Below are 16,035 nucleotides of genomic sequence, written 5' to 3'. Positions count from 1 at the left end.
TAACTCCTTGCATCTAGGTTCTTTTCGTTCCACTCCCTTTCCTTTAGGTTATGCTTCCATCACAAGAGAAAATCGTTGCGCTTCCCCAGTTATTGGCTAAGGTGGAAGAATGGCGCGGCCAAGGCCAGAAAATTGTGTTTACCAATGGCTGCTTTGACATTGTGCACGTGGGGCACGTGGATTATCTGGAGCGCGCCCGGCTTTTAGGCGACAAGCTGGTAGTAGGACTAAATACTGACCAATCTGTCAGTAGATTAAAAGGACCAACCAGGCCATTGCAAGACGAAATGTCACGTATAAGGGTTATGGCATCCTTTTGGTTTGTAGATGCAGTAGTGCTCTTTGACCAGGAAACCCCTCTGGAATTGATTACCGCGCTAGGGCCAGATGTCTTGGTGAAAGGCGACGACTATGCTCTGGAGAACATTGTGGGGCATGAGGTGGTCTTAGCCAGAGGCGGTGCCGCGAAAACAATTCCGTTGGTGAAGGGGTACTCTACTTCACAGGTAGTGGCTAAAATCCTGGGAGAGAAGCCATGACCAGGAAACGATAAATCGATAACTTTTAAAAGACAAAGAAAATGGGTGGGATTTGGATTATAATGATTGTGATGATGCTGGCCTCGGCGTTGGTCAGTTGGACATTGAAAAGCAAGTTTGAGAAGTACTCTAAACTGGGCCTGCGGTCTGGGCTTAGCGGACGCGAGGTGGCGGAAATGATGCTAGCTGATAACGGCATCACAGATGTGCGGGTGATTTCCACCCCGGGCCGCCTCACTGACCACTACAACCCCGCAGACAAGACCGTGAACCTGAGTGAGTCGGTGTATGAGAGCCGCAGTGCCGCCGCCGCCGCGGTGGCCGCGCATGAGTGCGGGCACGCCGTGCAGCACGCCAAGGCCTATACGTTCCTCAAATTCCGGTCGGCTATGGTGCCTGCGCTGAGCGTAGCCAGCCGCTACATGCAGTGGATTCTGTTGATTGGCGTATTGCTGATCCAGAGCACGCCTATTCCCCTGGCTATTGGGGTGGCGCTGTTCGCCTTGACCACGATCTTCAGTTTTGTCACCTTGCCGGTGGAGTTTGACGCCAGCAAGCGGGCCCTGGCCTGGATGGATACCAGAGGAATTGTGACGGCGCAGGAACACGTGATGGCTAAAGACGCCCTTAAATGGGCCGCTATGACCTATGTGGTGGCTGCCTTGGGTTCATTGGCAACTTTACTGTATTACGCCTCGCTCCTGTTGGGCCGCAGAGACTAAAGCAGATGATGGGAACATAAAAAAAGAGGGCGATGTTAGTCGCCCTCTTTTTTTTATGTCAGGGTCCCGTTATGGCGTTGTTTTTTAGGAAACCCCTTAAAAATCTACCAAACAAATGTTAGCTTTGGTGAGGTGGTCTATAAGTGTGCTGCTTGCATACTAAAATTTGCCTATTTTTGTTTTACCAATATTAAAACTTCCTTTCTTCTCATAAGTATTACACCACATGGACTTTAAACTAACTGAAGAACACTTAGCCGTGCAGGAGGCTGCCCGGGATTTTGCGCAGAATGAGCTGTTGCCCGGGGTCATTGAAAGAGACGAACACCAGAAATTCCCTGCCGAGCAGGTTAAGAAGATGGGGGAACTGGGTTTCCTGGGCATGATGGTAGACCCCAGGTATGGCGGGGGCGGCATGGACACCGTTTCTTACGTGCTGGCCATGGAGGAAATCTCCAAAGTAGACGCTTCTGCCTCTGTGGTGATGTCAGTGAACAACTCGCTGGTGTGCTGGGGCCTGGAGAAATACGGCAATGAGGAGCAGAAGCAGAAGTACCTGCCTCGCCTGACTTCCGGGGAGATCATTGGGGCTTTTTGCCTTTCTGAGCCAGAGGCTGGGTCAGATGCCACCATGCAGCGCACCACCGCCGAAGACAAAGGCGACCATTACCTGCTCAACGGAACCAAGAACTGGATCACGAACGGAAGCACCGCCTCTGTGTACCTGGTGATTGCCCAAACCAACCCAGAGCTTCGCCACAAGGGCATCAATGCCTTGATCGTGGAGAAAGGCATGCCTGGGTTTGAGATAGGCCCCAAAGAGAACAAACTGGGGATCAGAGGGTCAGACACGCACTCCCTGATGTTCACTGACGTGAAGGTGCCTAAAGAAAACCGCATTGGCGAAGACGGCTTCGGGTTCAAGTTTGCCATGTCTACCTTGAACGGAGGCCGCATTGGCATCGCTTCCCAAGCGCTGGGCATCGCTTCTGGTGCCTATGAACTATCGTTGAAGTATTCTAAGGAACGCAAGGCATTTGGCGTGCCTATTTCCCAGCACCAGGCCATCCAGTTCAAATTAGCGGACATGGCCACCAACATTGACGCCGCCCGCTTGTTATGCTTGCAAGCCGCTGCCGACAAAGACGCGCACCGTGACTACTCAAAATCTGGGGCCATGGCCAAGCTTTTCTCTTCAAAAGTGGCGATGGATACCACCGTTGAGGCGGTTCAGATACACGGCGGGTACGGGTTTGTGAAAGAATATCATGTGGAGCGTCTCATGCGCGATGCCAAAATCACGCAAATTTATGAGGGAACATCTGAAATTCAGAAAATAGTAATCTCAAGGGAGATATTGAAATAGGAAGAGGGTTATACAACGCTGAAAGTTGATATTTAAGTATATAGTGTTTGGCTGTTTATAAATATATAACTTTTTTGTTTGATAACTTAAAAGATTAGTACTAATTTTAAACCGACAGACAACTTGAAAAATCAACAAAAGTTAAAACCCTTTAATTAGTGCCCTTACATGGAAGATTACAATAAAATTATTGAGTCGCTGAAAGTGCGCTACATCAAGGCCAAGAACCTGATGTTGCAGCAGCCGCTCACGGTGCGTAACTATTATGATGTTGGGAACAACTTGATCTTAGTGCACAACGGCATTGTCGCTTTCGGAGACGATAAACAAGTAGCGGAAGAGGGGCAATTGCTCTTTATTCCGGGAGGACGCAGCACCAAGCTCTACTATGGTGACACTGAGAGCCGGGTAATCTCCAATGATGACTATATTACGACCAAAGACAAGTTCTTTAAAAGCAACAATGACCTTGACCTGATTGGGGAGGCAGATGATAGCCACAGCTTCGTGAGTTTTGAAGCCAAGGTATTTGACTCTGTGAACTTCTTCACCTCTCTGGAAGTGCCGGCGTTTGTGATTACCAGCAACAAGCTGGCCACGCTGGTGATCAAGATTGTGGAGGAGAGCATGCAGGAGCTGCCAGGCAAGGAGCGTATCATCAGCCTGTACACGGAGCAGATGGTGGTAGAATTGATCCGCTACATCTTGAAGAACAAGATGTTTGTGGAGCAGCTGGCTACCAACAGCACCTACTTCAAAGACCCGCGCCTCATTGACCTGTTCAACTACATCAAAGAGAACCTGGGCGGCGACTTGTCTAACAAAGTACTCAGCAACGTAGCCAACGTGTCTGAAGACTATGTAGGCCAGTACTTCAAAATGCTGACTGGTATCAACCCGCAGGATTACATTGAATACCAGCGCATGGAGCGTGCCGTGTTCTTGCTGCGCACTACCAAGAAAAGCATCAGAGAGATCGGGAAAGACGTGGGCTACAAAGACACCGCGTATTTCTGCCGTCGTTTCAAGATGATGTTCGGGATTCCGGCCGGTAAAATGCGCCGCCGTGAGTCTTCTATGAACGTGTAAGCGTAGAACACTCGTAAAAACAAAAAGGCCCGCCAACAGCGGGCCTTTTTGTTTGAAGGCTATTTTTCTAAAAACGAGGTCTAAACAGAAAGCCCCAAATTTCCTTTTCTGGGACTAGGGTGCTGGAAATGGGAGAAGCCCAGGGTTCAGGGTGAGGCCTGGCCCATTTTACGCCTGTTTCTGGCAAGGCAGACTCAAAACCCGGCTGGTAAGAACTAACACCCAAATGGTGGTGCCTACGTGGTCTGGTACTTGCCCAGCTCTTTCTGCTGAAGCCGGCAGCGGCGCAGCCAGGCGCGGGCAGTAGCCAGGTCGGCGAAGACCTCAGCCTCAAACGATTCCACATTGGCGTAGAACGCATCAGCGGTAGCTTCAGCAAAGGTCTCAGGGTTCACCACCATGGCATAGTACTGCAGGCCCGCCTTGGCCGCCTCAGGGGCCCATTCTTCAAGGGTCCATTCCAGGGAGTGGCTCCAGGAGCCCACCATGGAGCGGGTGTCTATGAGCATAGCATTGTAGTCTGCTTCTTCTAAGGTTTCCGTATAGGCCTCCATGCCGGTTCTTACCGCCTCAGGGGTAGAATAGCCCTGCCAGGTAGCCTGAATCCACTGGTTGTCATGGTCCAATGAGATGGTGAGGTACACATTCCCGAAAGCATTCACAAGTTCTGATCTCATAACACAGCAATTAAGATAACAAAGTACTCTCCGGCTGCCGGAAGCAGACGGCGGGGAAGCCTTTTCCCCTCTGGCCCGCGTTTCCAACCCCTTTCAGGAAACTGGGCGCCAAACGGCCCCGGGCGAAGATCAATCCTCAAGAAGCGGGCCAAAAAGGCATAGCAAACCAGCCTCTTTGGGTGAAGGGGCTGCAAAGGGCTGAAAACAAAGCTTTTTGAGGGGTTACAGAAACAGGTCGCCGGCGGCTTCTGGTTGGTAGATCACTTCCTCTATCTGATAGGTAAGCAGTCCTCTGGGCGCCGGGCATTCCACCTCCTCGCCCACTTTACGCCCTAAGATGGCGGTGCCTACCGGCGAGAGGACAGAGATTTTCCGGGTGCTCACGTCTGCGTTCTTGGGGTAGGAGAGGGTAAGCTCCATCACGGTGTTGCTTTTCTTCTCGCGCAGCCGTACCAGCGAGTTCATGGTCACTATGTCTACCGGTACCTCTTCAGACGGGATGATTTTGGCCTCCCGCAGTTCTTTGCACAGGCTCTCAATTGTGGCGGGGGCGCCAGAGGTACGCTGGGCCTGCACCAGCAGGTGCAGACGTTCGTAGTCTTTCTCGGTTAAAAGTATATTATCCATTGGATTAAGGGTTAGGTTTCTCTCTTAAAGAAGACCCGCTGCGGCACGCGCAAAGCACCCCCATAGAAAACCCAGAGAGTGCTCATGTACAAAAAAAGGCAGGGGCGGAACAGTACAGCCTTAGGCGGATGGCCGGCGGCCTCCTGTGAAGGAAATCCGGGGGCGCGTGCCTAAAAGCAACGGTGGAGGGGGCCGGGGGTGCCCGGCTTAGCTAATGAAAGCTTTGGGAGTGGTATAAAAGAAAAGGCAATACCCGTTCAGGTCATCATGCTGGGCGGCATGATGCGAAGCTGCTGCCAAACCCGTGAAAGGGTTGATGAGCAAAGTTCGTATGTAACTGAAAGACGGCACGGCATTTTCTCTGGTGATTATCAAAGATAACCCCTAATTGCGTCAATAGCAAGGCCAAGCGGTTACTCTTGCGGCAGGGCCACGTTAAACCGCTGCTTTACCTTGCTTACCTCAGAAATAAACTGCGGGCTCTTCTCTATGTGGTTGCCTACCACCAAGATATCGGCGCCGGCTTTCCAGGCGGCCTCTGCCTTCTCTGGGGTGTTCACGCCGCCGCCCACCAGAATGGGCACAGATACCGCCTGGCGCACCGCCTGGATCATGGCAGGGCTCACGGGGTACATGGCGCCGCTGCCGCCGTCTAAGAACATGTAGTGCAGGCCCAGCATCTGGCCCGCCAGGGCGGTGCAGGCGGCAATGGAAGGCTTGTCATGCGGAATGGGGGTGGTGCCGCTCATGTAAGAGGCGGTGGTCTGCCGCCCAGAGTCAATGAGCATGTACCCGGTGGGGTAGAGCGGGAGGCCACTGTTCTTAAGCAGGGGCGCCGCCGCCACGTGCTGGCCAATGAGCAGGTCCGGGTTTCGGCCCGAGATCAGGGAGAGCAGCAGCATACCATCAGCCTGCGGGTCTATGTAGAGGCCGCTGCTGGGGAACAGGATCACCGGTATGGAGCTGTGCTGCTTGATGTACCCAATGAAAGAGCCTTGCTCTGGGTTAGAGATCAGGCTGCCGCCCATGAAAAAGAAATCCACCTCATGCCGGTGGCTCAGGGCCAGGATCTCCTGGCAGCGCGCAACGGTGAGGTGGTCTGGGTCTAAGAGCACTGCCAGCCGCTTGGGCCGGTTGGCAGTGTCCTGAGCGTTATGCGTAGGGAACAGGTGGTGATTGGGGCGATTGGGCATCCGTGATATCGTCAGGCTGTAACTCGTATTCCAGGGTGGTGGTTTCTTCCACCAGAATGGGTTGGGTGGCGGCCGGGGCCTTCAGGTGCTGTTCAATCAGCTTGGTCAGGTACACCATTGCCAGCGCTGCCAGCTGTTGTTCCAAGATCTTGAATAGATCCGACTGGAAGAACTCCTTCAGGGAAGAACCTTTGTCTTTGCGCTTGGCCCGGTAGCCGAAGGTGGCGCTTTGGGTGCCGGTGCTGGGGTGGTACACGGCCGGGTAGCTGCGCTCAATGGCGCTGTAGAGCGGCTCGTCGTCTTCCACGTCTGGGATAGAGGAGATCCAGGCACGGTCCTCGGCGCTCTTGAAGCGGGCCGGGTTCTCCAGCCGGTTGCTTTTCTTCTTTTTAGGCTTCGCCTCTTTTTTATTGCTGAAGGCTCTGCTCAGGAAGTAGATACCCGCCAGAATACCGCCGGCAATGGCCAGGTTCTTGCCAATTTGCTGAGACTGGTCTTTGAGCTCAGTGACATCACTGAGGAGGGCGTTTTTATATTCTTCTTTCTGACGCTCCAGGAACTCGCGGGGGTCATCAAAAAGCGGATTGGTTAGTTCGCTCATGGCAACAGGTATAGGTTAGATCGTTTGGTTAGATTCGTCTGTTTTGTAGATGGTGTTCCGGAAGGCTTTGTCAGCCATGCCCTGAAATACCTTTTTATCCAGGCCTACCAGCAAAATGACCAGCAAGATAAGGTAAAAAAGCGTGACAATCCCGAAGCCCCAGTACCGGCTGTCTAAAAGGTCGTTCAGCAGCAGGGCAATGAACACATTCAGGAACAGCAACACCATCAGCGCCACCAAGCCCAGGAGTACCCCGTGCACCGTGCTCACAAAAATGCTTTTCAGTTTGGTTTGCAGGTCAAGCTTGACCAACTCTATGCGGGTATCAATGTACCCCATTAAATTACCTATGATGCTGTCAGTTTTACTTTTGTCTTCGGTAGCCATGTGTCTTGTGTTTGAGGGTGCGTAGGTGATATACGGTACATCTACGGAAAAATATTCCAAAAATAAACTTCCTCAAAATTCCATACGCAAATGGGCCTCTGAGGGATAACTTAAATGAGGGCTGCGTAAAACCGGTTTAGCGGCTGATTTTCAGAAAATAAGTATAAAACGGACCGCCAGAACACCCACTCCCCCACAGGAACTCGTATTTTTGCGGATAGCCCGCCTGCCTTTGAACCGTTGAGCAAGAATTACTACCATATTTTAGGAGTCTCCTCCAATGCTTCGGCCGCCGAGATAAAGGCGGCCTACAAGCGGTTGGCCCTGAAACTGCACCCCGACAAGAACCCCAACAACATTCACGCCGAGGAGCGCTTCAAGCAGGTGAACGACGCCTACCAGGTGCTCTCTGATCCCAAGCGGCGGGCGGCCTTTGACCTGCAGCGGCAATACGAGCAGGTGCGGCGCCAGGCCCAGGCCTATGCCACGCCCCGCTACCACCACACGCGGCAACCGGCCGGTTTCCAGGAGCGGCACTACCGGCAGCGGCCCCAGAAACCCACCCATTTCTCTGGCCGCGACCTGCTGATCGTGCTGACCGTGGTACTGGCGGCGGTGCTGCTGGTGGTAGGGGCCTACCTGGGGTGGAGCAGGATCGCCTCGGGCCGGGCCATGGAGCAGGGGCGGCAAGCCGAAGCGCAAAAGCATTGGCAGCAGGCCCATGACGCCTATTCCGAAGCCCTAGAGCACAAGCCAGGGCTGGAAGAGGCCCGGGTGCGGCGGGCGGCGCTGCGGTTAACCTACCTGAAGAACCCCACCGGCGCCATTGCCGATTACACCGTGGCCCTGCAGGAAAACGGGAAACCACCGGCCACCTGGTATGCCGCCCGCGGCAAGAGCTACCTGCAGGCCAAGCGCTACCCAGAGGCCTTGCAGGACCTGAACAAAGCCATCTCCCTGGATACCACGCAGGCCACCTTCCTGCTGGACCGCGGGCTGGTGCACCTGCAGGCCGAAGACAACTGGCCCCAGGCCCAGGCAGACCTGAGCCGGTTCCTGCAGAAAACCCCCGCAACCTCGGCGGAAGCCACCCAGGCCCTGCTGTACCGGGCTTTCGCGCTTTACCGGCAGCAGGAACTGGGACAGGCCTGGCAAGACACGCAGCAGGCCCTGCGGCAAGATTCTGCCAATGCCAAGGCCTTTTACCTGCAAGCCAAAATAAAGCAAGCCCAGGGCGACAAGGCACAGGGCTGTGTTCTCCTAAACAAAGCAGCCAAACTGGGTTTCGCCCGGGCGCGGGAAGAGGCCGCTTTCCAGTGCCAGCCGTAATAACATGGTAGTCCCTTCTGCCGCTTCCGCGGACACCCTAGGATTTTTGGGGTGTTTCTCGGAAAACACGCCGGAAATTGCACCCGTCAAAGAAGAAGATTAGATAATGGACCCAGCGGCCAACCCTCTGGGAACCACCCTCGTTGTAGAAGTTTCCTCCCTTTACGGGAAGCTGATTAGCATGAATTCCTGAAGTCAGTGCCCAGGCGCCGGTTCAGGAAAACCAGCCCGGAAACGGAGAGGAGTACCGGCAGAAAAAGAACGGCTTGCCAGAAAAGGCCTGGTTTTGCAGAAAGAGAAAGGAAACGGTTCTGTGGTGCCAGGAAATAAAAAAACGGTATCTTAAGCACTAAAGCAGGCTTTAGCAGCGTAAGAGAGAACAAGAAAGGCTTTAGTAGAGATGGAAATAAAAGTGACAGAATTCAGCCAGTTGTCCTTGACAGAACAGATGAACTGCGTGCAGACCACCGGCAGATACCTGCATGCCCGCTTAAAAGGGTGGTGCCACATCAGCCTGTATTTTATGGGTACTTTTTACGCGGAAGTCTGGCTCCTGGAGCATTGCGGCAGCGTGGGCATGGTGCGCACCTTCACCTCTCAGGAACAGCTGGAACCTTACCTCAAAACCACCTCACTGGAGAAACTGGTGCAGGAACTGATACATGAAAAAGAATAGCTCAGGTTTCTATCAGGGTGGTCTTAAGCCCTAGCCACGAGCCTTCCTCCGTTTTACCCACCACATACGCCTGTACCTGTATTTGGCCTACTCTATACACCCGTACCTCCTGTAAATTTGCCTCCAGCCACTGTTGCAGCGCCACAAACCGCTGCGCGATGGCTTGCTGCGCCGGATCCTGACCTGGGTCTTGGCGCACCATGTTGCGGAAGAAATAAGGCAGCGTGACCTGTTCTACCGGCTGGCCGGTGCTTCCCATGGCTTTCAGGAAATCAGCCTCCGTTTCAAGGGCTGTACCCGCTGGTAGCGTAAAAGGCTCCAGCGCAGATTCGCTTTCACTGAGAAACCATAGGCCTTGGGCGGCCTGCTCTAATTGCTGAAGGAGAGAGGACATTTTTCTATTGATTTAATCTGCCGGGGAAATACTGTGCATCATGTCTTGAAGAAGAAACAGGAAGCCTGCTGGCCAGACTTCCTGTTCTCTCTTGGGTTGACTGCAGCGTGGCTCCCGCTGCAGAGGTTGAACGTCTTGTTATTGGGTAGGGCCGTTGTCTACGCGGGCCTCAATGGTGCTCTGGATAGTGGCAGGCACGTTAGAGAGAATGTTGTAGCCGGTAGCCGCCTCAATGGCATCAACGGTGGTGCGGTACGTGCCCCAGGTGCTGCTGATGCTGGTGGAGTTGGGCGTGTTGATGGCAATCACGCGGGTGCTGGTGGTCACGCGGCTTACGTCGCCGGAGCCATTGGGGAGTACCACAATCACTTTCCAGATGCGGTTAGGCACGGTCACTTTGCCGCCGGCAATGGTTTCTTTGTAGCCGTTGAGGCCGGTGCCGCCCACGCCGTAGCTGCCCATGATGATGTAGAGCTCATTGCCCGCGTTGATGAGGGTGCGGCAGTAGTTCTCCAAGCCCGCCCAGGTTTGCTGGTTGTTGGTGCTTGCCTGTGGGATCATGTTAGACATCAGGAAGGTAGCCGAGTTGTCTGCCACCGTGAGGGTACGGTCTGCCGAGGGGGTGTTGTGGCCCCGGTCAAAGCCGCTGCCGGTATAGTCTGAGGTCTGTACTTTGTAGAAGGCGCTGGGCAACGAGGTGTCGGCCCTGAAGTCATCCTGGCGCGGCGTACTGCCCACCCAAGCACTGCTCAGGTGCCAGCTTACCCAGTTTGGGGTGCCCCGGTAGCTGTTATACGACATCACGAACTGCGGTTTGCTGACCAGGTAGTTGCTGTAACTGGTGCCGGCGCCACTGGGGTTACCCATGGCCAGGTGGCTGTCTTGGGTGGCAGTGGCATCACTGGAAGTGGTTTGGCTAAGCCCGGGAGTGGGTGCCACCTCTTCCATGGAACAGGAGGTGCCCAAGCCTAAGGCCAACGCGAACAGCAGGGGGCGGTAAAATTTTTTCATAAAGCAGGGTTTGTTTGATTATTTGAAGCAAGGTAGCAGGTTAAAAGCGTATAGTCATGATTTGGATAGGAATATTATGTGTTAAATAATTATGATCGACCTTTGGGGAGCCAAGTGCAGGCGGACGGTTTTTCTGCCGTTTCCCCAAAATCGGCCCATAAATCCCCCAAGGGGATGCGGTGCAGGAAGGGGCAAGGTCCTCCAGTACCTGGCTGCTTAAACAAATTACCGCCTCAGGCGGTAGTGACTAAAACTAAACGTAAGTTAGATTCTCAATAAGCGGCAGACCTTCCCTTGGCCGGCAAAGGCCGGTGAGGGAGTGCCTAAGGGAAAGGCTTGGTATGCAAAAGACCTTCCCTTCCTGCTGAACCATGAATACTGGTACATGAACCGAAAAACAACCTATGCTGCGGCCACCGCCGTGGCGCCCACCATAGAACGCCATTTTGCCCAGCAGCAGACCGAAGCCCGGCTGCGCGGAGAAGGAAACGTAGCCCCTGCCCCCTCGGTAGAGGTGGTGGAAGCACTCATTGATGTCGCTTTCTGGGCCAGTCTCAGAAAAGAGGAAGGGCAATCGCCTAAGATCTCCCTGGCCTTTCTGCCGCCAGACCAAGCCGGTAGGCCGCTTCTGTTCGCCCAGCGGCTTCCGCTTTCTTCTCATACCCTCACCAAGTTGGCACCGGGAGTGGAGCGGGCGGGTATCCATCTGGGTGTGTGGCACGAAAACGGGGAGTTGTACCTGTGGGGCACCACCCGCGAGATCCTGAGTCTGTGCTTTGTGCTGGATGTGTCGGAGCCGGGTCTGTTGGTGGTCAAGCACCGGCGGTCCAGCGGGTTCGGGAAATTTGCCAACGTGGCCGTGCTGAAAGGAGATGTGGTCAAGATCATAGACGAGCGCAGCGACAGCCTGCCAGACTGCCCCGAGGTGCTGACTTCCCTGCTGGGCTTTACCACGCCTTCCTCTTGGAATGCCTCTGTGAATGTCTTGGTGCAGCTAGCGGTTTCTATGCGGGCGCACGGCAACGGCGGCACCCTGCTGGTAGTGCCGGCCGGTTCAGACAAATGGCAGGAGTCTATCGTGCAGCCCATGCAGTACGCCATCTCACCCGCTTTCTCATCCTTGGCTGAACTGATGCGGCAAGACAAGGAAGACCGAAGCCACAGCCTCTGGCAGGGAGCCTTGCGCCGCGAGATTGACGGAGTGGCAGGCCTTACGGCGGTAGACGGGGCCACCGTCATCAACGACCAGCATGAAGTACTGGCCTTCGGGGCCAAGATCTTGCGCTCTGACGGGAATGAGCAAGTAGAGCAGATCGTGGTCACAGAACCTGTAGAGGGCAATGAAGCCATCATCATCCATCCGGTCTACAACGGCGGTACCCGTCACCTCTCCGCCGCCCAGTTCGTGCATGACCAACGCGACGCCACCGCCCTGGTGGCCTCCCAAGACGGCCGCTTCACCATCTTCAGCTGGTCTCCGTGTGAGATGATGGTGCACGCGCATAGGGTGGATACGTTGCTGTTGTAGGTGTTTTGGAATCTGTTTGGGAGAAATAAGGAATAAAGGTTGATATGCTTGGCGATTTTTGCTGATTTTACTTTTGCGTATGAAGGAAGGCCAAACTCTATGGAGCAGAGAGGAATTGATTTTAGCAATAAATCTGTATTGTACGTTGCCCTTTGGTAAGCTCCACAGTAATAACCCAGAAGTACAGCAATTAGCGAGGGTAATAGGGAGAACTGCTAACTCTGTAGCCTATAAGCTTGTGAATTTTGCAAGCTTAGATACAAGTTTACAAGAGCGAGGTATTAAGGGTGCTAAGAACACAAGTAAACTGGACAAGCAGGTTTGGAATGAATTCAACCAGAACTGGGAAGAGCTTCCTTTTGAGAGTGAAAAAATAAGGGCAAAGCTCTCCCAATCTACGATTGAGGAGATTTATCACATTAAGGAAACAGAACTTCCTAAAGAGGGAAGAGTGAGAGAACAAATGGTTAAAATGCGGGTGAACCAAGCTTTTTTCAGGCGAACGGTTCTAGCAGCATACAACTCCACCTGCTGTATCACTGGCCTCCAAATTCCTGCTCTTCTGGTAGCTGGGCACATAAACCCTTGGGCTGTTGATGAGAAGAATAGATTAAACCCTAGAAATGGGTTGATCATCAATGCCTTGCATGACAAAGCTTTTGAGGCGGGCTTACTGACTATTACTCCTGATTACCTTATCAAAATATCTTCCTCTCTGAAAGAAGAAGGGACTTCTGCTTCTGCCACAGATTATTTTCTGAAATATGATAATAGGAGAATGATCTTGCCTTCTAGATTCTTACCTGAAAGGAGCTTCCTGGAATACCATAATTCGCAGAGGTTTATCCCTTGAACACCTTCTCCCGGTGCCAAGCCAGATTCTCTGGTGCAGGGTAATGGATGGCGCCAAACGGTAAGTTCAGCCGTTTCCCGGCCAGTTTCTTCAAGGCGTAGGCATTCGCTTCGTCTTCGGCAATGGAAGGGGAGACCACTACCTTTAATTGCGGGTCTATAGTGATCAAGCCGCGGTCAAAGGCCCGGTGCAGGTTGGGGCAAAGGGCCAAACCGTTGGTGACGCGGTCGTCACTGGTGCGGCTAAAGGGCACGATATGGCAAGCGTCAACCATTGAGAAACCGTGGTTGGAAATAAGGCGCATGCCGGTGATGCAGCAGGTGAAATTATAGACTTGCGGTACCAATTTCTTAAACAAGCCGCCTCTCACAAACACCTGCTCTTCGTCGGGTACCGTTTGCTGAAGCGGGGTGTAGATGGCAGGGCTTTCGTTCAGGATGTATTTCTCCAGGTTATGGAGATAGCCCCCGTCGCTCTTCACTTGTTGGTGCAGACGGCTGGCAGGAAAGTAGCGCTTTAGCAAAGCGGTCTTCAGATGATGGCGGGTTTCCGGCAACAGCAGAAGAGCGTAAAGGTCCTCGGCTAGGTAAGCGTAGTCCACTAAACCATTCAACACATGGAAGCTTTTGATGTGGGCATTCAACTCTTTGCCCGGTAACGTCTTCACAAACCAAAAGCCTTCGCTGGCGAGATAGTAGAAGGGCAGGAAGAAATCTGGGTTATGACCGGTAGTAACTAGCAGCGCGAAGTTCTCTTTGAACACACCTACTAGCTCAGGCGAGATGAAGATCTGGTTTTGGTGTACCTCCCCTTTCTCAAACTGTTCTATGATGCTCAGCAGCAGAATTGCTTTATGCGGTGCTGGTCCAAACTTGGTCACGCCTTGCCGTAAGCGGGTGAACTTCTGTAGATAGAACGTAAGGCTTTCTTGGGGCGCAGGCATCAATTAAAGGCGGAGGTTGACAAGGTAAAAGAAGGCAAAATCTGTGTTTTGGGGCTAATGTACCAAAAGCAAGTCTAAAACAGATGAAGGCTCCCGGAGAGTGTTTCGCTTTTGGAAAGGAAAAAGGAGCACACCCTTGTCTTAACTGCTCCCTGATTGAAATATTTTAAGGTGGCCAATAACATAATTCAGGAAATAAAAGTAACTTAATGGGAGATAGTGTTAGCTATCAGGCATTTAATTTGAAGTGTTCAAACAAGGCATTTAGGCTTCACCCTTAAAAGACAAGACCATGGATTCACCCGAAACACTATTGGCCCCCATGACAGGAGCCGAACACCGGCTAGTAGGCGGAGTGCAGCTTGATTTTGTAAAGGCTGGCGATGCCCGGGTAAAACGGATGATTTATCCCCCTGGCTTTAAGTGGTCTACCCACATGAAACCCATTGTAGGAACAGACTTGTGCATGCACGCGCACCTGGGTTTCCTGGCGAAGGGGCGCCTGCATATCGTATACGCTGATGGCATCACCGAAGACCTTATCGCGCCGCAGGTAGTGGCCATAGAGCCCGGGCACGACGGCTGGGTGGTAGGGGAGGAACCCGCCGTTCTGATTGAGTTCGACTTTGAGAAAGAAACCCTTAGCCGCCTGGGCATGGATACCTTCCATCACCACCGGCTGCTGCCCAAGGCGGAATAACTCACGGTGATTTCTGCCAAGTTCTTAACTGGTTACCAAGGCCAACCAAGAGGCAATGCTCACCTGAAGGTTGAATAACAGGGTTAAAATTGCTTGTTTTCTACACAGGCGCTTTGGCGGCCTTTTTGTTAAAAGTGCCTTAAAACCGGCATCCCGCTTCAGGAGGTAAAGCGGGATGCCGGTTTCTCTTTGTATACATACTATGGAGTGACTGCGGAATTTGTTTAAAAGAGCGATATTAAGTACCCCTTATTGGGTAAATCTAAGTCTTAATCCTTGGTTCTTTACGATGCTACAGACGTTAGCGAGACGGGTGTTTTGTCTAAAAGTGTTGGTAACTGGTGTGGATAAGCCTAAATATGTTAGTAACTGCTGGCGGTTGCTTACTCTAGTCGATGTTTCTTGCAAGTTTACAGCTTACTTCTACTTACATTGTTTTTGAAGAACGCTTACGCTCAGTGTTGCTTCAGCAGATGTTTGTAAGTTGTCATTATTGATACAGAAGTAAAGAGTCTTGGCATCTTTAGGAATAGATAATTGGCGTGTATCCTGTGGGACATTCTTTGCTTTCCATATGCTAGAGTTCTTATCAGGAATCTCTCCTTTGGTTCTTTCAAAATGGTTAGCATCTTCTAAGCTAGTGGTTATGAAATAGTGACATGTAGTAGATCTTGTTTGATTAGAGGAAGCCCTAGACAGTGCTTTAGCACCAGAAAATAGAAAATCATTTGCTCCTCCAAGCATTGACAAAGATGCCAAGGTTGATGCAGTAGCCCAGTCTACTGCTGGTTCTCCCTCATCTCGCAAGTCTATTTTGAATACAATACCGTGTGCATTGGCAGGGAGGTCAATGCTAATTACTTTTCTGGAGCTTCCTGGATTAAAGAACGAGTGAAGCTTCGCTCTAGTGAGTGGTAAGGCGTCGATGAATTTGTATGTGCATGTAATCTTAGTTCCATTCTCATGCCACATGCGGATGTCTTCCTGTGCCTCCCCATCTTTGTAAGTGGCTATGGATTTAACCTTCCCATTTGGATACCAAGACGTGCATAGGCCAAAAGGAACGTCAGGGTCTTCGCTCAATAGTTTACCTTCCCACTGCTTTTTCCATGATGGGTAATAGAAGTTCCTGACAGTACCGTAAGGTACTCCTTCAACTGTTCTTTTTATGATGCGGGCATATTTAATGTCTTCTCTTAAATGTGTTCGCTCCCAATCCTGATCAAAGTATACGGTATCTGTAGTAAGGGGTATAATTTGCTTTGTGTTTGACTTTTGCGCCTGTAAAGTGAAGGTGAATATTAAAAGTATGACTAAGAGTAGGAATGGTTTCATATGTTGTTTTGAGGTTCACTATTATCCTTCTTTGCTTTTGCTGCTATTAGGACCAGCAAAGCGAA

General features: G+C 52.2%; 19 protein-coding genes. 9 read left to right on the top strand and 10 right to left on the bottom strand.

What is annotated here, in order from left to right:
• The first annotated feature begins 50 nt into the window (after positions 1 to 50).
• From rfaE2 to FOE74_RS13625, 4 genes are all read left to right on the top strand, one after another.
• Positions 51 to 539 (top strand): D-glycero-beta-D-manno-heptose 1-phosphate adenylyltransferase, encoded by a 489-nt coding sequence (gene rfaE2, locus FOE74_RS13640; protein ID WP_149099162.1) that lies wholly within the window; start codon positions 51 to 53, stop codon positions 537 to 539.
• A gap of 41 nt (positions 540 to 580) precedes the next feature.
• The gene (locus FOE74_RS13635; protein WP_188686687.1) at positions 581 to 1,261 is read left to right on the top strand and encodes a zinc metallopeptidase; all 681 of its coding nucleotides are present in this window, start codon (positions 581 to 583) and stop codon (positions 1,259 to 1,261) included.
• Between the two features lie 226 nt (positions 1,262 to 1,487).
• Complete coding sequence (locus FOE74_RS13630) at positions 1,488 to 2,627, top strand: acyl-CoA dehydrogenase (protein ID WP_149099161.1); 1,140 nt, start codon at positions 1,488 to 1,490, stop codon at positions 2,625 to 2,627.
• A 168-nt stretch (positions 2,628 to 2,795) separates the two neighbouring features.
• Positions 2,796 to 3,716 (top strand): helix-turn-helix domain-containing protein, encoded by a 921-nt coding sequence (locus tag FOE74_RS13625; RefSeq protein WP_149099160.1) that lies wholly within the window; start codon positions 2,796 to 2,798, stop codon positions 3,714 to 3,716.
• A gap of 236 nt (positions 3,717 to 3,952) precedes the next feature.
• Here FOE74_RS13625 and FOE74_RS13620 read toward each other — a convergent pair whose 3' ends face one another.
• From FOE74_RS13620 to FOE74_RS13600, 6 genes are all read right to left on the bottom strand, one after another.
• Positions 3,953 to 4,393 (bottom strand): SpoIIAA family protein, encoded by a 441-nt coding sequence (locus tag FOE74_RS13620; protein WP_149099159.1) that lies wholly within the window; start codon positions 4,391 to 4,393, stop codon positions 3,953 to 3,955.
• A 222-nt stretch (positions 4,394 to 4,615) separates the two neighbouring features.
• Positions 4,616 to 5,020, bottom strand: a complete 405-nt coding sequence (gene rnk, locus FOE74_RS13615) for a nucleoside diphosphate kinase regulator (protein ID WP_149099158.1) — start codon at positions 5,018 to 5,020, stop codon at positions 4,616 to 4,618.
• Positions 5,021 to 5,227: 207 nt separating this feature from the next.
• Positions 5,228 to 5,395, bottom strand: coding sequence for a hypothetical protein (locus FOE74_RS21235; protein ID WP_188686689.1), 168 nt, complete (start codon positions 5,393 to 5,395; stop codon positions 5,228 to 5,230).
• A gap of 38 nt (positions 5,396 to 5,433) precedes the next feature.
• Positions 5,434 to 6,213, bottom strand: a complete 780-nt coding sequence (locus FOE74_RS13610) for a geranylgeranylglyceryl/heptaprenylglyceryl phosphate synthase (RefSeq protein ID WP_149099157.1) — start codon at positions 6,211 to 6,213, stop codon at positions 5,434 to 5,436.
• Positions 6,173 to 6,814, bottom strand: coding sequence for a hypothetical protein (locus tag FOE74_RS13605; RefSeq protein ID WP_149099156.1), 642 nt, complete (start codon positions 6,812 to 6,814; stop codon positions 6,173 to 6,175). The genes FOE74_RS13610 and FOE74_RS13605 overlap by 41 nt, the downstream gene beginning before the upstream one ends.
• Positions 6,815 to 6,829: 15 nt before the next feature.
• On the bottom strand, positions 6,830 to 7,201 hold the full coding sequence (locus FOE74_RS13600; RefSeq protein WP_149099155.1) for a phage holin family protein: 372 nt from the start codon (positions 7,199 to 7,201) through the stop codon (positions 6,830 to 6,832).
• A 240-nt stretch (positions 7,202 to 7,441) separates the two neighbouring features.
• On the opposite strand from FOE74_RS13600, the gene FOE74_RS13595 reads away from it, so the two are divergent.
• Both FOE74_RS13595 and FOE74_RS13590 read left to right on the top strand, forming a co-directional pair.
• Entirely contained in the window at positions 7,442 to 8,530 is a 1,089-nt protein-coding gene (locus FOE74_RS13595; protein WP_149099154.1) for a DnaJ domain-containing protein, read from the top strand.
• A 400-nt stretch (positions 8,531 to 8,930) separates the two neighbouring features.
• Positions 8,931 to 9,206 (top strand): hypothetical protein, encoded by a 276-nt coding sequence (locus tag FOE74_RS13590; protein WP_149099153.1) that lies wholly within the window; start codon positions 8,931 to 8,933, stop codon positions 9,204 to 9,206.
• A gap of 1 nt (position 9,207) precedes the next feature.
• On the opposite strand, the gene FOE74_RS13585 is transcribed toward FOE74_RS13590, so the two are convergent.
• Both FOE74_RS13585 and FOE74_RS13580 read right to left on the bottom strand, forming a co-directional pair.
• Positions 9,208 to 9,600 carry a nuclease A inhibitor family protein gene (locus FOE74_RS13585; RefSeq protein WP_149099152.1) on the bottom strand — a complete coding sequence of 131 codons (393 nt, stop codon included), beginning with the start codon at positions 9,598 to 9,600 and terminating at the stop codon, positions 9,208 to 9,210.
• 138 nt (positions 9,601 to 9,738) lie between these two features.
• Complete coding sequence (locus FOE74_RS13580; protein ID WP_225840812.1) at positions 9,739 to 10,611, bottom strand: DNA/RNA non-specific endonuclease; 873 nt, start codon at positions 10,609 to 10,611, stop codon at positions 9,739 to 9,741.
• A 385-nt stretch (positions 10,612 to 10,996) separates the two neighbouring features.
• Between FOE74_RS13580 and FOE74_RS13575 the strand changes: the two genes are divergently transcribed.
• Both FOE74_RS13575 and FOE74_RS13570 read left to right on the top strand, forming a co-directional pair.
• On the top strand, positions 10,997 to 12,139 hold the full coding sequence (locus FOE74_RS13575; RefSeq protein ID WP_149099151.1) for a putative sensor domain DACNV-containing protein: 1,143 nt from the start codon (positions 10,997 to 10,999) through the stop codon (positions 12,137 to 12,139).
• Between the two features lie 79 nt (positions 12,140 to 12,218).
• Positions 12,219 to 12,992 carry an HNH endonuclease gene (locus FOE74_RS13570; protein WP_149099150.1) on the top strand — a complete coding sequence of 258 codons (774 nt, stop codon included), beginning with the start codon at positions 12,219 to 12,221 and terminating at the stop codon, positions 12,990 to 12,992.
• Here FOE74_RS13570 and FOE74_RS13565 read toward each other — a convergent pair.
• Positions 12,982 to 13,935, bottom strand: coding sequence for an HNH endonuclease (locus FOE74_RS13565; protein WP_149099149.1), 954 nt, complete (start codon positions 13,933 to 13,935; stop codon positions 12,982 to 12,984). The two genes, FOE74_RS13570 and FOE74_RS13565, sit on opposite strands and share 11 nt — an antisense overlap.
• Positions 13,936 to 14,227: 292 nt before the next feature.
• Here FOE74_RS13565 and FOE74_RS13560 point away from each other — a divergent pair, with 292 nt between their 5' ends.
• Positions 14,228 to 14,635, top strand: a complete 408-nt coding sequence (locus FOE74_RS13560) for a cupin domain-containing protein (RefSeq protein ID WP_149099148.1) — start codon at positions 14,228 to 14,230, stop codon at positions 14,633 to 14,635.
• Between the two features lie 423 nt (positions 14,636 to 15,058).
• Here the strand turns inward: FOE74_RS13560 and FOE74_RS13555 are convergent, their stop codons facing one another.
• Complete coding sequence (locus FOE74_RS13555) at positions 15,059 to 15,970, bottom strand: toxin-antitoxin system YwqK family antitoxin (protein ID WP_149099147.1); 912 nt, start codon at positions 15,968 to 15,970, stop codon at positions 15,059 to 15,061.
• Positions 15,971 to 16,035: the final 65 nt, after the last annotated feature.

The organism is Rufibacter glacialis (genome assembly GCF_008271745.1).
Lineage (GTDB): Bacteria > Bacteroidota > Bacteroidia > Cytophagales > Hymenobacteraceae > Nibribacter > Nibribacter glacialis.
This window is presented reverse-complemented; position numbering and strand designations above follow the sequence as displayed.

Coding starts and splice junctions, on each gene's coding strand:
- rfaE2 (WP_149099162.1), top strand. CDS start 51: ATGCTTCCATCACAAGAGAAAATCGTTGCGCTTCCCCAGTTATTGGCT.
- FOE74_RS13635 (WP_188686687.1), top strand. CDS start 581: ATGGGTGGGATTTGGATTATAATGATTGTGATGATGCTGGCCTCGGCG.
- FOE74_RS13630 (WP_149099161.1), top strand. CDS start 1,488: ATGGACTTTAAACTAACTGAAGAACACTTAGCCGTGCAGGAGGCTGCC.
- FOE74_RS13625 (WP_149099160.1), top strand. CDS start 2,796: ATGGAAGATTACAATAAAATTATTGAGTCGCTGAAAGTGCGCTACATC.
- FOE74_RS13620 (WP_149099159.1), bottom strand. CDS start 4,393: ATGAGATCAGAACTTGTGAATGCTTTCGGGAATGTGTACCTCACCATC.
- rnk (WP_149099158.1), bottom strand. CDS start 5,020: ATGGATAATATACTTTTAACCGAGAAAGACTACGAACGTCTGCACCTG.
- FOE74_RS13610 (WP_149099157.1), bottom strand. CDS start 6,213: ATGCCCAATCGCCCCAATCACCACCTGTTCCCTACGCATAACGCTCAG.
- FOE74_RS13605 (WP_149099156.1), bottom strand. CDS start 6,814: ATGAGCGAACTAACCAATCCGCTTTTTGATGACCCCCGCGAGTTCCTG.
- FOE74_RS13600 (WP_149099155.1), bottom strand. CDS start 7,201: ATGGCTACCGAAGACAAAAGTAAAACTGACAGCATCATAGGTAATTTA.
- FOE74_RS13590 (WP_149099153.1), top strand. CDS start 8,931: ATGGAAATAAAAGTGACAGAATTCAGCCAGTTGTCCTTGACAGAACAG.
- FOE74_RS13585 (WP_149099152.1), bottom strand. CDS start 9,600: ATGTCCTCTCTCCTTCAGCAATTAGAGCAGGCCGCCCAAGGCCTATGG.
- FOE74_RS13580 (WP_225840812.1), bottom strand. CDS start 10,611: ATGAAAAAATTTTACCGCCCCCTGCTGTTCGCGTTGGCCTTAGGCTTG.
- FOE74_RS13575 (WP_149099151.1), top strand. CDS start 10,997: ATGAACCGAAAAACAACCTATGCTGCGGCCACCGCCGTGGCGCCCACC.
- FOE74_RS13570 (WP_149099150.1), top strand. CDS start 12,219: ATGAAGGAAGGCCAAACTCTATGGAGCAGAGAGGAATTGATTTTAGCA.
- FOE74_RS13565 (WP_149099149.1), bottom strand. CDS start 13,935: ATGCCTGCGCCCCAAGAAAGCCTTACGTTCTATCTACAGAAGTTCACC.
- FOE74_RS13560 (WP_149099148.1), top strand. CDS start 14,228: ATGGATTCACCCGAAACACTATTGGCCCCCATGACAGGAGCCGAACAC.
- FOE74_RS13555 (WP_149099147.1), bottom strand. CDS start 15,970: ATGAAACCATTCCTACTCTTAGTCATACTTTTAATATTCACCTTCACT.